Consider the following 792-nt stretch of genomic DNA (forward strand, 5'->3'; position numbering starts at 1 on the left):
CCATGATGTGTTTGGTGACACCGGGCTGACGATCGATGAATTCGCGCAGTGCCGGGTACACGTCGGTCGCCGAGGCCGACAGTCGGTTGGTCACCCGGGCCAGCGAACCGACCGAGGCGACCAGGTCCGGGCGGCGCCGGTCGAGTTCACCGACGACGCTGCGGGTCTGCGTGATGACCCCGTCGAGGTTGTCGTTCTGCTGGGCGAGGTTGCCGACCACCTTGTTGAGGTTGGTGATCACACTGCCGAGGGCCTGATCGCGGCCCGCGAATGTCTGCGTGAGCGTGGAGGTTTGGCCGACGAGCGTGGTGAGCGACGACGTATCGCCCTGCAGCGACTGGATGATGCCCTTGGTGAGGTTGTCGGCGTCATGCGGGTTCAGCAGGCTGAACAGCGGTTCGTAGCCGTTGAGCAGCGTGGTCACGTCGAACGAGGGCTCGGTGCGTTCCACCGGGATGGTGCTGCCCGCGGGAAGCAGCTGCGGACTGCCTTCCTTGCCGAGGGACAGTCCCAGGTAACGCTGCCCGACGATGTTCTGGTAGGTCACCGATGCGAGGGTGTTTCCGAACAGCCGCTGTTCGGATTGCACCACGAACGAGACCTTCGCCAGTTTCCCGTCGAGTTCGACCTTTTCGACCCGGCCCACGCGCACCCCGGCCATGCGGACGTCGTCGCCCTCGCGAAGCCCGTACACGTCGGTGAACACCGCCGAATACCTGGCGGTGTCACCGGCCACGTCCCGCCGCAGGCTCACATACACCAGCCACGTCAGCGTCAACGAGACGATCATGA

At 65.0% G+C, this 792-nt stretch carries 1 protein-coding gene; it reads right to left on the bottom strand.

The features are described from left to right. The coding region (locus A5760_RS11755; protein WP_064880850.1) for an MCE family protein at nt 1–790 on the bottom strand (790 nt) is incomplete at its 3' end. Nucleotides 791–792 lie beyond the last annotated feature (2 nt).

Origin of the sequence: Mycobacterium colombiense, from assembly GCF_001665835.1 — a bacterium.
Lineage (GTDB): Bacteria > Actinomycetota > Actinomycetes > Mycobacteriales > Mycobacteriaceae > Mycobacterium > Mycobacterium colombiense_A.